This is a genomic window from Sphingomonas sp. (assembly GCF_035998645.1).
GTDB lineage: Bacteria > Pseudomonadota > Alphaproteobacteria > Sphingomonadales > Sphingomonadaceae > Sphingomonas.
Window position 1 is genome coordinate 219,105 of sequence record NZ_DASYHL010000003.1, and the last position, 12,953, is coordinate 232,057.

The 12,953-nt window shown below is 64.7% G+C and carries 13 protein-coding genes and 1 tRNA gene; 3 read left to right on the plus strand and 11 right to left on the minus strand.

From position 1 onward, the window contains the following. Positions 1-37 precede the first annotated feature (37 nt). From VGN66_RS04960 to VGN66_RS04980, 5 genes are all read right to left on the minus strand, one after another. A complete protein-coding gene (locus VGN66_RS04960) occupies positions 38-193 on the minus strand; it encodes a hypothetical protein (protein WP_327517751.1) in 156 nt (51 codons plus the stop codon). Positions 194-262: 69 nt separating this feature from the next. Then, positions 263-1,096 carry a sulfotransferase domain-containing protein gene (locus VGN66_RS04965; protein ID WP_327517752.1) on the minus strand — a complete coding sequence of 278 codons (834 nt, stop codon included), beginning with the start codon at positions 1,094-1,096 and terminating at the stop codon, positions 263-265. After that, the gene (locus VGN66_RS04970; RefSeq protein ID WP_327517753.1) at positions 1,093-2,037 is read right to left on the minus strand and encodes a hypothetical protein; all 945 of its coding nucleotides are present in this window, start codon (positions 2,035-2,037) and stop codon (positions 1,093-1,095) included. Before VGN66_RS04970 ends, VGN66_RS04965 begins: the two co-directional genes overlap by 4 nt. Continuing rightward, the gene (locus VGN66_RS04975; RefSeq protein ID WP_327517754.1) at positions 2,027-2,314 is read right to left on the minus strand and encodes a PqqD family protein; all 288 of its coding nucleotides are present in this window, start codon (positions 2,312-2,314) and stop codon (positions 2,027-2,029) included. Before VGN66_RS04975 ends, VGN66_RS04970 begins: the two co-directional genes overlap by 11 nt. 96 nt (positions 2,315-2,410) lie before the next feature. Then, positions 2,411-2,929 (minus strand): 2OG-Fe(II) oxygenase, encoded by a 519-nt coding sequence (locus VGN66_RS04980; protein WP_327517755.1) that lies wholly within the window; start codon positions 2,927-2,929, stop codon positions 2,411-2,413. A 388-nt stretch (positions 2,930-3,317) separates the two neighbouring features. Here VGN66_RS04980 and VGN66_RS04985 point away from each other — a divergent pair, with 388 nt between their 5' ends. Beyond that, positions 3,318-3,485 (plus strand): hypothetical protein, encoded by a 168-nt coding sequence (locus VGN66_RS04985; RefSeq protein ID WP_327517756.1) that lies wholly within the window; start codon positions 3,318-3,320, stop codon positions 3,483-3,485. Positions 3,486-4,157: 672 nt separating this feature from the next. Here VGN66_RS04985 and VGN66_RS04990 read toward each other — a convergent pair. From VGN66_RS04990 to VGN66_RS05015, 6 genes are all read right to left on the minus strand, one after another. Next, the gene (locus VGN66_RS04990; RefSeq protein WP_327517757.1) at positions 4,158-5,372 is read right to left on the minus strand and encodes a tyrosine-type recombinase/integrase; all 1,215 of its coding nucleotides are present in this window, start codon (positions 5,370-5,372) and stop codon (positions 4,158-4,160) included. A gap of 163 nt (positions 5,373-5,535) precedes the next feature. Beyond that, positions 5,536-5,610 (minus strand) — tRNA-Glu (locus VGN66_RS04995). A gap of 61 nt (positions 5,611-5,671) precedes the next feature. Further along, positions 5,672-7,426 (minus strand): single-stranded-DNA-specific exonuclease RecJ, encoded by a 1,755-nt coding sequence (recJ, locus tag VGN66_RS05000; protein WP_327517758.1) that lies wholly within the window; start codon positions 7,424-7,426, stop codon positions 5,672-5,674. 150 nt (positions 7,427-7,576) lie between these two features. Continuing rightward, positions 7,577-8,863 (minus strand): MFS transporter, encoded by a 1,287-nt coding sequence (locus tag VGN66_RS05005; protein ID WP_327517759.1) that lies wholly within the window; start codon positions 8,861-8,863, stop codon positions 7,577-7,579. Continuing rightward, positions 8,860-10,032, minus strand: coding sequence for a nucleotidyltransferase family protein (locus VGN66_RS05010; RefSeq protein WP_327517760.1), 1,173 nt, complete (start codon positions 10,030-10,032; stop codon positions 8,860-8,862). The genes VGN66_RS05005 and VGN66_RS05010 overlap by 4 nt, the downstream gene beginning before the upstream one ends. A 77-nt stretch (positions 10,033-10,109) precedes the next feature. Then, positions 10,110-11,558 carry a S41 family peptidase gene (locus tag VGN66_RS05015; RefSeq protein ID WP_327517761.1) on the minus strand — a complete coding sequence of 483 codons (1,449 nt, stop codon included), beginning with the start codon at positions 11,556-11,558 and terminating at the stop codon, positions 10,110-10,112. 234 nt (positions 11,559-11,792) lie between these two features. On the opposite strand from VGN66_RS05015, the gene rpsU reads away from it, so the two are divergent. Continuing rightward, positions 11,793-11,999 carry a 30S ribosomal protein S21 gene (gene rpsU / locus VGN66_RS05020; protein ID WP_010162663.1) on the plus strand — a complete coding sequence of 69 codons (207 nt, stop codon included), beginning with the start codon at positions 11,793-11,795 and terminating at the stop codon, positions 11,997-11,999. 100 nt (positions 12,000-12,099) lie between these two features. Beyond that, a complete protein-coding gene (locus tag VGN66_RS05025) occupies positions 12,100-12,726 on the plus strand; it encodes an FKBP-type peptidyl-prolyl cis-trans isomerase (protein ID WP_327517762.1) in 627 nt (208 codons plus the stop codon). Positions 12,727-12,953: the final 227 nt, after the last annotated feature.

Below are 12,953 nucleotides of genomic sequence, written 5' to 3' on the forward strand. Positions count from 1 at the left end.
TCAGCGTAGCTGAATCCGACTCTGATCGACCCTGCGCTCAGGAATAGTTGATGCCGGCATCTGGCCATCCGCCGGGGCTGTTCATCGTATCACGCACTGGAACGAACTCTGCCGTCGGCTTGCGCCAATCCTTCGTCGGCGCTTCTACCTTTGCCGTTTCCGAAGTCGCTTCGACCGCACGTTCGTCTTGCACGCTTGTCCCCCATTCACCCATTGATCGGGCCATTTGCCTAGCCGATCGGGGGCTGCAGAACAACCGCCCCTAATCCTCGATATAGCCCAGCCGATTCATGGTTGCACCGTGATCGCGGACAATCTGCGCTGCCTGGGCCGGGGTTAAGACGTCTCGCCATGCCCCGGGAGTTCCGGCCCCGAAGAAGCGATTTGGTGCAAAGCGTGACGATTCGCGAAACCCCGTCTGCGCCTCCGCCGCCGCGAGCCGATCAAGCCGGGTGGTCTCGACGACACGCGCCAGCCGGTCGGGGGGCGCCGGAATATCGAAGGCGCGCGCGATCGCTGCGAAGCCGTCACGCGGTGCGGCAACCAGGTCCTCATACCGAACCAGCGTGAGCGGCAGGTCGGCGTCGAGCCAGCTCCGGGCGTGGTCACTCCAACTCGACACAAGCTGGGCGACGTGCGGGCGCAGGCCCATCTCGCTGATCCCGAGCGAAAAGCGGGGATGACCCAGCGCCTCGATTGCGTCGGGGAGTGCCAGCCCGAAATAGCGCGCGAGCGAAAGCACGACGTCGCGCGGATCGCGCACGATCAGGACAATGGCAGCGATCTGATCTCGCGCGAAGGGCGGGGTATCGGCACCCGGTGCCGGCAGCCATGCATCATGGGTCTTGAGCGGAAAGCTGCTCGTTGGCTGCCAGTTGCGAAACGCCATGGCACGCAGCCGCGCTTCCTCTTCGGGGAGCAGGTCCGAGGTCTCGATCTCGAGCGCTTCGTCGATCAGTGCCCGGTCAGCGGCCACCACCCCGCCAAGCGCATTGAGCGCGACTGCACCATATTCGTTCAGCAGTCCCGACAGCACTGCCCGCACCCACGTATTGCCCGATCGCGGATAAGAAGCGAGCAGGCGTAACTGGTTCACTGCGAAGCGTGCCCTTCAAGTCGCCGCACCAGATCATCCAGTGTCGCCAGATCGGGACCGCGCGTCAGCCGGTGAACCGGCACCGTCCCGACGATGTGCCCGACCATCTTGAACAGTTCCGCCGCCCCACCCCAGTGCAACGCTGTCCGCCGACGGTATATGTGCTCATGTACCCCCGTCGCGGCGCGCACCAAAGCCAGACGCTCGATATCCGGGCGTCCCATGATCGGCGCAGCAGCCGGTTCGAGCAGGTAGATCGAATTCAGGGGCAACGGATCAGCCTGAAATTGCGCGGCGTCGGCAAATCGCAGGTTGTACTTCTGTTGGCCGAAACGATTGGCTTCGAGCCCCTGTGCATCTACGTTGATCGCATTCAACGAGTCCTGCCAAAGTTTGGCGCGCGGAAACGCCGGGCGCACCAGCGGGCCACCGGTCGCAAAAGGGTCGATCGCGCAAATATCGTCGGCTACCATCCTGTGCCCGCGCCGTACCAGCGCTGCGGCGAGCGTCGACTTGCCGGCGCCGGACGCACCCGAAACTGCAATGGTGCGGCGATCGACCACGACGCACGACGCGTGCAACGGGAACAGGCCCCGGTTGTGACACAGCAGCCCAAGGATCGTGCCGTACAGGAATGTCCGCACATCTGGCCTGTCGGCGTGAATGTGTGGGTCGATGACGATCTCGCATGCCGATCGCAGCCAGAAGGTTGCGACCCCGTCGATCGTGAGCCGTGCCTCGCGGTTCGGGTTGACTTGCAGCAGCGGTGAAAGGTGCTCCGCATCGGTTAACAGTGGCGGCACCGGCCCAATCGTGATCCGCAAGTCCGGCGCGCGCGCGTCGCCTGTCCAGGGTGCACATTCGGGCAGTGCGATGTCCGTGCGGACACGCCATCCGAACAGCAGCCTGTCCTGTGCCGCCGCAGCGCTATCAGACGACATCAATGATCCCATGGGCGCGCAATTCGGTAAGCAACTCGATGAGATCGGCTAAAATTTGATCCCGCTCGCCGCTATAGTCCATGCACATTGAGTCGCACAGCTCGGCAATTGTCATGGGCTGCGCCAGCCTGGCCCACACATCGCTGGCGATCTCGTCAAGCCCGCAATAGACGGAGTGGTCAATGCTCAGCATCAGTACTTCCGCTCCGGCAGCTGCGGTCAGCAGTTGTTGACCATGTGAGACGCGATGCGTGGGCGTCAGGGTTTCAGGCGGCATCGTCAGGTCTCCATCTACCGCAGTCGGGCTCTGCAATTCTTCGGCGCAGGGGATAGAAGTTTCGTGACGTGTGACAAGACGTCGCCCCGCCGCCGATCAGCGCCCCATCGCGCCGTCCCATTGGTGGTGAAACCAACAGTTGATCGCAAAGCGGCTGTCCAGAAACGCGCCACTCGGCACGTTCACCGGGCGGACCTCGTGCGGCGCCCATGCCGGAAACAGCAAGAGAAGGTCGCAATCGGGTACGATGTCGGCGAACATGCGTTCACCTCCTCTCGCTGGTGCGATGGCGTGGATGCGAAGTTCGCCGCCGCTGAACGCCTTGGGCTGCCGGTAGAAGTAACAAACACCGGCCAGCGCGCGCGCGGTTGTTGATCCGGGGTTGCCGGTCGCGGTGTCGATATGCTCGCGGTAGTATGCGCCGTCGCCATGCGCGGCGAGCTCGAGTTCGAGCGACTCGGCGGCAAGAGGCGGCAGATTCAGTTTGCGCGTCGCGCGCTCGGCTATCGCGCCCAATCGCGTCGCCACGGCCTCTCGCACCTCGCCAAGGTCGCGAATGATCGATGAGCGGCGGATCGACCGATCCAACCTCGCGTCAGCAACACGCGCGGTCATAAATTTAGGCTCGTGCGCTGCGACATGAGCCAAAAGCTCAGCGACCAGCCGGTCTCCGAGGAAATTATCAACCCGGAGATATGGTGGAAGATCACTAAGTGCGCTTAGCATGGCACGTGCGCACAGCTACAAGGATCTACCAATCATCATATTGGGTTTAGTCGATCTACAGAACCATCGCTAGTACCGATGGAACAGCAGCTGAGAAGCTGACGACTGCGATGCGTGAGGTACGGGAACGCCAATTACGCAACTCACAATCTTTGCTGCACAATCAGGGCTGACCGATCCTGATCTGGATGGGGGGGCAGATCGCGCTCAAGCTGACACCGTCGCCGAAATGCGGGGGTTCTTGTTAAAAGAGAGTATCGAGCGGAATCCGGTGGGCATGGCCCGGCGTCCAATCCTCAGCCAGAAACCCGATGCCGCCGGCTGGGGCAGCCCGATCTGGCTGGTCGCGCCGCACGCCACGCCGGGGCAGATGTCGTTCGTCATGATCATTCTGGCCAGCGCGGAGAGCGGCGGGGTGACGACCTATGCCCGCTGCGGCGCGTGAGGACATCGAAATATTGTATAAGCCGACGCCACTTGACCGGTTGCTCGAAGCCATCGCTCGGGAGCCGTCGAGGCAAAGCGACAAACCGCCGACCAATAATTGGTCTTCCAGCATTTGGGTGTGCAAGTCTGATGACCGCATTTACGAAACACGCCAAACATGCCTGAAGGCGCAGCGCATGATTGGGCTATTGAGCCGCATTTTCCAGTGCGAAGACCTCACCCGATCCGCTGGAATCCAGAGCAACCAAGCTGTACCAACGGCGGCTTCCAGGATTGCATCGGTGGTCGCTGAACGACTGGGTTTGGGCGCAAAGCGGCCACTAGATTCCAGCGCGATCCATTACATCTCCGACCCGATGTGGGGGAAAGTGTGGGGTAGACGAAGTTGGCTCGTAGAAAATCACTGCGATCACAGAGTGTTAGCTGACACTCAGAGGTGCCTCCGTCTCGCCGGTTCTGGCCTTCCTCGTGGCTTATACGCCGTATCGCTAATTGCCACTGCGGGTGATGCAGTAGCGCCCACCGCGCGGACCAATGCAGGTACGACTTCCTGAGCACGAGCATCCGCTGCCTGAATTTCGGCTGCGTTCGAAGCTTTGCGTCTGGCATTGGAGCGAGAAGACATCCTCGCACCCTGACCGGCGCGCCGCGCCTGCTATGGCGCCTCGGCCTAGCCGAAATTTCCCTTGAGCACCGTCGCTCCGTCGCGGAGAAAATCGAGATGGTCGGACCAGTGCTGCATCATGCGCACGCGCTCGTCCCAATACTCGCCGCGGGTGTAGGCGCGGCGAACCGCGTTGTTGTCGCAGTGGGCGAGCTGTCGCTCGATCGCGTCAGCGTGCCACAGGCCCATTTCATTGAGCAGGGTTGCAGCCATCGCCCGGAAGCCGTGTCCGGTCATCTGGTCTTGAGCATAGCCCATGCGGCGAAGGGCGGCGTTGATCGTGTTCTCCGACATCGGTCGATTGACCGACGTTCGCGAGGGAAAAAGGAAGCCTTTGTCGTCCGCGTCATGCTCGATTGAACGGAGGATGGCGAGCGACTGGCGGGAGAGGGGGACGCTGTGAGCGCGCCGCATCTTTGTCTTGTGCGCCGGGATGGTCCAGACCGCCTTGTCGAGGTCGATATCGGCCCATTCGGCGAAGCGCAGCTCGCCAGGGCGCACAAAGACATGGGGCAACAATCGCAGTGCCGCGTGAACATTGGCGCTGTCTTTGAACGCTTCGATCGAACGCAGTAGAGCGCCAGCTTCTCGGGGCGTCGTGATGGCGGCGCGATGGACGGGCTTCGGCACGATCAGAGCGCCGCGCAGGTCGCTTGCGACATCCCGGTCGGCACGCGCCGTCGCAATGGCGTACCGAAACACCTGCGAACAGGTGCTGCGCAGCCGCTTGGCGGTCTCGTATCGGCCTTTGCCTTCCATCTTGCGGAGCATCAACAAGAGCTCCTGCGCGGAGATCGAGGCGATGGGGCGCTTTCCGATCGCCGCGTTGATGAACCCCAGCAGCCAGCGCAGCTTATTCATCGTGACCGGTGAACGGCCTTCCTTCTCGACCTTGGAGAGCCATTCGTCGGCGACAGCCTGAAAGCTGTTCGAGGCCGCGACCGCCGCCGCAATCCGATCGAGCTTGATCCGCTCGGCTGGATCATCGCCGCGCGCGAGTACCTTTCGCGCTGCGTCGCGCTCCGCGCGCGCTTCGGCGAGGCCGGTCTCCGGCCATACGCCGAAAGCGAGAGTCTTTTGCTTTCCCAAATGACGGTAGTTCATTCGCCAGTAGCGACCGCCCGCAGGCGTCACGAGCAGGTAGAGCCCGTCGCTGTCACTGAGCTTGTACGCCTTGTCGCGACTCTTGGCCGCTTTGATCGCCACAACCGACAACGCCATGATGGTATCTCCATCGAAGCGACCGGCGACGTGCCATCAGATATACCATCAGATTGTTGGTATGGAGTGGCTTTTCACCGGTCCAACTGGGATGGGTATACCACAAAAAACCGCAGAAAACAGCCGTTTACGGCACGTTTTGGGATGCCTTGGGAAGGCAGCCTGGTGACCCCTACGGGAATCGAACCCGTGCTTCAGCCGTGAAAGGGCCGCGTCCTAACCGCTAGACGAAGGGGCCGTGAAGGCGAGGGCGCCGGTTAGGCAAAGCTTTCGCCGCGGTCAAGGGCGAATCGTGCGGTTCAGTCGGCCCAGGCGGCATCGTCGAGATGAATTTCTGCTGCGGGCCGGGCGCCCCAGTCGTCGATCTTGGCGCGGCCCGCGATCCACAGCTTGCGGTCACGCGGCGCGCCGAGCAACGCGAGGCCGAGCGGGGTGTCGGCGGCGCGGAACGCCATCGCCTTGATGCTGCGCCCGTCATCGCCCGCGACAATCGCGCGGACATGGCCGTTGCCGACGATATCGCACTTGATCAGCCGCACCGGACCCGCAACGACGCGCGGCGCGGGCCAGCCCATGCCATAGGGGCCGCCGGCCTCCATCGCGGTGACGAGGTCGGGATTGACCCCGCCCGGCGCCAGCACCGCGTCGAGCAACAGCGCGCGATCGCCCGATGCCCGCTCGACCGCATCGGCGAGCTTGGCATTGAGGAATGCGACGAATGCCGGGATCTGCTCCTCGGCCACGGTCACGCCCGCCGCCATCGCATGGCCGCCGCCCGCGATCAGCAGGCCCGCTTCCTTGGCCGCGATGATCGCCGCGCCGAGATCGACGCCGGAGATCGAGCGGCCTGAGCCCTTGCCGATCCCGTCCTCGCCGATCGCGATGACGATGGCCGGGCGGCCATGCTTTTCCTTGAGCCGGCCGGCGACGATGCCGATCACGCCGGGATGCCAGCCGCGCGCGGCGACGACCGCGACTGCGCCTTCGGGCTCCATCGCCTCGGCCGATTGCTGGACCTCCGCCTCGATCGCGCGGCGTTCTTCGTTGAGGCGGTCGAGCTCCTGCGCGATGCCGCGCGCCTCGTCCATGTCCTCGGTCGTGAGCAGGCGGACACCGAGGTCGGACTTGCCGACGCGGCCACCGGCGTTGATTCGCGGCCCCAGTGCAAAGCCGAGATCGGTGCAGGTGGGCGCGCGGGTCAGGCGGCTCGCCTCGATCAGCGCGTTCATGCCGATATTGCGGCGCTGGGCCATGACCTTGAGGCCCTGTGCGACGAAGGCGCGGTTGAGGCCCTTGAGCGACGCCACGTCGGCGACGGTGCCGAGCGCGACCAGATCGAGCAGGTCGAGCAGACGCGGTTCGGCGCGGCTGGCGAAGAAGCCGCGCGCGCGCAGCAGGCGGACCAAAGCCGCGCCGAGCAGCCAGGCGACGCCGACGGCAGCAAGGTGGCCGTGGGCGCGCCCTTCGTCCTCATCGAGGCGGTTGGGGTTGACCAGCGCGAGCGCTACTGGGAGTTCCGACGCGCATTTATGGTGATCGACCACGATCACCTCCGCGCCGACGGCCTTGGCCTCGGCCAGCGCGTCATAGGCCATTGCGCCGCAATCGACGGTGATGATCAGGTCCGCGCCCGCGCGCTTCAGCCGCACCAGCGCCTCGCCCGACGGGCCATAGCCCTCCATCAGGCGATCGGGGATGTAAGCCTGCGGATCGAGGCCGAGATCGCGCAGCAGCCGGATCAGCAGCGCCGCCGAGGTCGCGCCGTCGACGTCGTAATCCCCAAACACCGTGACCTTCTCGCCGCGCTTGACCGCATCGGCGAGCCGCTCGGCGGCGCGGTCCATGTCGCGGAAGATCGACGGGTCGGGCATGAACGCGCGGATGCTGGGGTTGCGATGCGCCTCCAGCTCCTCGCGCGGACAGCCGCGGGTCAGCAGCAGCTGCGTCACCAGATCGTCGGGCGCAAAGCCGGGGTCGCGCGCATCCGCCGCCAGCCCCCGCCAGCGCCATGCCTGGCCGAGGATCGAACTATGGACGTTGAGCACGGGAGTCATCGGGGGGCTTTAGCGTGGTTCTAGAGGCAGGGGAATCAAGTTCCCCTCCCGCAAGCGGGAGGGGCTAGGGGAGGGCCTGTCCGCAGGCGGCGAAGCGGGTTGAGGAGGACAGGCCCTCCCCCGACCCCTCCCGCAAGCGGGAGGGGAGATTTAGTCCTCCAAAATCTGCGAATGCACGCGCGTGTCGCGCATCAGCAGATAGGTGACCAGCGACACGCCGATCATCGCGGTTACATACCAGTAGAAGCCGCGCTCCATCCCCTGATCCTTGAACCACAAGGCGACATAGGGCGCGGTGCCGCCGAAGATGGCGTTGGCGAGCGCATAGGGCAGGGCGACGCCGAGCGTGCGGATATGGGCCGGGAACATCTCGGCCTTCACCACCGCGTTGATCGAGGTGTAGCCGGTGACGATCACCAGCGCGCCCGACATGATCAGGAAGGCGGCGAGCGGGGTCTGCACGCTTTCGAGCGTGGTGAAGATCGGCCAGGTGAAGGCAACGCCCAGCACACCGAACGCGATCATCAGCGGCTTGCGCCCGATTCGGTCGGACAGCGCGCCGGCGAGTGGCTGCAGGCACATGAACACGAATAAAGCGGCGGCGCTGATCTGGGTCGAGACCTGCTTGGTGAACGCCCCGGTGCCGCTGAGGAAGGTCAGCAGGTAGACGGAGTAGGCGTAGAAGGCGAGCGTGCCGCCGGCGGTCAGCAGCATCACCAGTGCAGCCTCACGCGGGTGGCGCAGGAACAGCGCGCCGAAACTCGACCGATGCTCGGCAGCGGTGCTGCGGTTGGCGAAGCTCTGCGTCTCGGGCAAATTGCGGCGTAGCCAGAACACGCCGACCGCGAGCACGCCGCCGATGAAGAAGGGGATGCGCCAGCCCCACTCAGCCAGCGCGCTGTCCGCCATCGCCCATTGCAGCAACAGGAGGACGGCGAGCGCGACGAGGTGGCCGGAAATCAGCGTGACATATTGGAAGCTGGAAAAGAAGCCGCGCCGCTCCTTGCCCGCCATTTCGGAGAGGTAGGTCGCGCTCGCGCCATATTCTCCGCCGACCGACAGACCCTGCATCAGCCGTGCGATCACGAGCAAGACGGTCGCCCAAGCGCCGATACTGTCATAGCTGGGCGTCACCGCGATCAGCATCGATCCGCCGCACATCAACGTCACCGACAGCGTCAGCCCGGCCTTGCGCCCGCGCCGGTCGCCATAGATTCCCATCAGCCACGCGCCGATTGGGCGCATGAAAAAGCCGACCGCAAAGATCGCCCAGACGTTGAGCGCCTGCGCCAGCGGATCGCCCTTGGGGAAGAAATGCGGGGCGAGATAGCTGCTGAACGCGGCATAGGCGTACCAGTCATACCATTCGACCAGATTGCCCGCCGATCCGCCGAAGATCGACTTGAGCCGGCGGCGCGTGTCCAGGGCTTCGCTCATCGGCCCACCGCCTGTGCAAGCTTGCGGCGGGCAAAGCGCCCGGCCAACGCGAGCGGTGCGGTCCAGCGCCGCCACCAAGGGGCGTCGGGGGTGTAGGACGAGGCTTCGATCAGCATCAGGCGCAATTCCTCGCGGCGAAAGGCCCAGCCCGGCATGAACCGCAATTTGTCGAGATAGACCACAATGCTGCGGTCCCAGTCGACCTCACGCAGCGTCGATTCATGCGGCGCGGTCAGGTCGCGCAGGCCCGCGCGCGCCAACCGCTGCGCCTGGGGCGACAGCGTACCGGGCGGCGGGCAGGCGGAGTCGCCGAACAAAGTTGCCGCAAGTGCCAGCGCGCTGTCATGGATATCGCCGACACCAAGTCGCGCGGCGCAGGCGCGGGCGGCGTCGCGCTGTTCATCACTGCTGCACCGGTTCAGCGCGGCGAAATCCGCGATCCATTTGAGCCGGTGCCAGTTGGTTCTCGCGCCATGGACCGCGAGATAGACGAGCAGCTCGGGGCGGGCGAGCGTGGGGAGTGATCGCGCCTCGCCGAACGCAACCGACTCGCGCGGCGAGCGGATGCCGAGTTCGGGGATCAGCGCGGGGTTGATGAACAGGCGGGTGTGGAGTTCGACCATCACCCTGTTGCCGGGGTGGCGCCAGCCGCTGTCCTTGAGCACATGGTCGAGCGAGCCGGGCGCGGCGCGGTCCTGTCCGTCGAGCGAGACATAGCCCAGCGCCTGCATCGCCGCGAACGCATCGGCGCGTGCGGCGGGGTCGATCAGCAGGTCGATGTCGTGCGATGCCTTGGCCCCGACATTGCCATAGGCAAGCAGCGCCAGCGCCGGGCCCTTGACCGTGATCCAGTCGATTCCCCGTTCCGTAAACGCCGCGCCGATGCGCCACAGTTCGGCGGTTTGCACCATCGCAAGCATCCCGTCGCGGCGCGCGATCGCGGCACTGCGATCGGCAATTGCAGCGGGCACGGCTGGAACCCCGCGCAGCGCTGGGGCGACCAGCGGCATGACCCGGTGCCGCGTGGCGTCGATGAACACCGCATCCCAGTCGCTGACCTGAAGTGCGGCGGCGTTGAGCGCGGCGCGGCGCGCGGCATCGTCGGGCCAGCGGCACGCGGCGGCCAGGAACCCGAAGGCACCTGTCGCATCAGTCGCAGCCCGCAGCATTGGCACCCGTCACCCCCAGAATTCGTCTGCGCCCGAACCCCCGTTCGCGCGCTGTCTGCCGTCAGAACGGCCTGTCGTCAGAACGATCCCGGCACTTCGCGTTGCGCCGTACTCGGGCGGGTCGGGCTCAGCAGTTCGAAACGAGTCGTCGCTATCGGGGTTCGGTCCGCCGACAGGGTCGCGACTGCGCCAATCGGCGTGCAGGCGCGTCCGCCCAGGAAATTGAGCGCCGCCTTGATCGATGCTTCCTGCGGGTCACCCAGCGGCCGGGTAATGTCGTCGCTTGCCTGGCACGTCGCACCCATGAATCCGGCAAGGCCAGTGTAATAGGCGCCTTGTCGAGCGCTATTCTCAGTGGCGAAGGCGACGACCCGCAGACGATCATCGCACGCGCTGCGGTCGATCGCGATCTGGCCCACCGGCTTGCCATAGGTGTTGGTTCCCACGAGCGCGGCGCGATTGCCGAGATAGGGGATGAAGGTGTTCATCACCAGCTCGCTCGCCGATGCGCTGCCGCCGGTGCCGATGAACGCGATACGCGTCGGGGCGATCGATTCGGGTTGCGGATTGAAAAATGCGGTTTCGTTGTTCGCCGCCTTGGACGCGCGGAACGTGGTGTAGTTCGCGACCTGGCTCGTCGTCTTGTCGCGCGCGAGCAAATTGTTGATCAGCGTGGCGACCGAGACCAGCCCGCCGCCATTGTAGCGCAAGTCGATGATCACCTCGCTCACGCCTTGCGCGCGGAAATCGGCGAAGGCGGCGCGCAGTGGCGATTCGGCAGTGTTGATGAACGTGCGCAGGTTGAGATAGCCGACCTTCTTGCCGCCATCGTCGATGACCTTGGCACCATAGCGCGCGGACACCGGGGTCAGCGTGTAGTCCGCCTTGGTGACCGTCGCGGTCTGTTCGGCGCCTCCGGCCGGACGGAAACGGAAGGTGCGCGTGTTGCCGTCCAGCGCTGTGTTCAGCCCCGCCGTACCTTCGGTCGCAAGGATATCGCTGACGTTCCGCAGCGCGCCGGTGCTGGCGCCGATTGCCAGGATTTCGGTGCCGCGATCGATTCCAGCGGTCAGCGCCGGGGTGTTCTCGAATGATTCGGCGATGAACAGGCGTCGCGCCGTCGAATCGAGCGTCAGGCGAAAGCCGAACCCGGCATTGGAGCCGGAGTTATAATAGGCATTCTCCTCGGCGATCGAGGTGATGTAGGTGAAATACCGGTCCTTGCTCTGCGCGCGCGCGGTGGCGGTTAGCGCGTCGATATAGTCCTGGACCGTGGCATAGGATGCGGCATTGAGGCTGGCCGGCAACGTCTCGGGGAAAAGATACCATTCGTTGAGTTGCTGTGCGACCCAGGCCTGGCGCGAACTGAGCGCGCAGGTGCCCGACGGCGTTGGGGTGGGGGCTGAACCGGTTCCGCCACCGCCCGTACTGATCGTTCCGCTGCCACCGCCGCACGCGGACAACAGGGACAGGGCTGCGACGGTTGTCGTAAGCCGTTGCGAACGATAGGTAAAATGACGCGTCATGGTGGCAGATTATCGCAACAGCAAACGTCCGTCATGCGTAAAATGCTGATCGTCGCACGCGTTGAGGTCCGGCCGATGCACAAGGCGGTGACAGAATCGTCGATCGAACGTTGAAATCGCCGCTTTGCCTTGTCTTTGCATCATCCCTTTGCTAGGGGCGCGTCCCAACGCCCGGGGCAGGAGCTTCGGCGATCCCTGTTCTGTTGAATAAGATTCTGGAGTTGAGACGGACTTATGCAAATCATCGTTCGCGACAATAATGTCGACCAGGCGCTGCGGGCGCTCAAGAAGAAGCTGCAGCGTGAGGGCGTCTATCGCGAGATGAAGCTGCGCCGTCACTATGAGAAGCCGAGCGAGAAGCGCGCGCGCGAGCGTGCCGCTGCGGTCCGCCGCGCACGCAAGCTCGAGCGCAAGCGCATGGAGCGCGACGGCGCCCGTTAAGGCCCGATTCGCTGCCAATGTGCGCCGCGCGCACATTGGCAGTGCGACTTTTGTGACCTTCCGCCGCGCCGCGGGCCGGCCCCTGCAGGATCGCTGACTCATGTCATCCGTCACCGCCGTGCCGATCGCGCCGACCAAGCGCAGCTATCTTGTCTGGCTTTGGCTCGGCATCGTCGTGGCGATTGCAGGTGCGGTGGCGCTTGCCTGGGCCGGGACCGACAAGGTCGTGACCGAACGCGCCGACAACGCCACGTTCCTGTCGCGCAACAAAGCGCAGAGCGGCGTGACCGAGACTGCCTCGGGCCTGCAGATCCAGACGATCACCGAAGGCGCGGGCGCCAGCCCGACCGACAGCGACGTCGCGCTGGTCAACTACAAGGGCACACTGCGCAACGGCGAGGAATTCGACGCCAGCCAGCAGCCAACCCCGCTGCCCGTCGCTGGCATGATCCCGGGCTTCACCGAAGCGCTCAAGCTGATGAAGAAGGGCGGCAAGTACCGCATCTGGATCAAGCCGGAGCTGGGCTATGGCAGCGAGGCGAAGAAGGATCCGCGCAGCGGGCGCGACATCATCCCCGCCGATTCGCTGCTGATCTTTGAGGTCGAGCTGCTCGAATTCCTGCCGATGAGCGTCTATCAGCAGATGATGCAGCAGCAGATGGGCGGTGCCCCCGGCGGCGCCCCCGGCGCACCGGGCGGAGCCGCTCCGCCGCCGCCGGGCAACTGATCGGGCGCATCCGACTGTCGAAATGAAAAAGGCGAGGCCGCAAGCCTCGCCTTTTTTATTTCTGGCGCTGCGATTGGTGACTCAACCCCGTTTGTGCTGAGCTTGTCGAAGCACGATCCCTGCACTTGTTGGTGCCGGGTTGGCATCTTTCGACAAGCTCAGGACACGCCCTTCGACAGGCTCAGGGCAAACGGAGGTTGGGAATGACCTGCCGTCGTTCGTGCGCG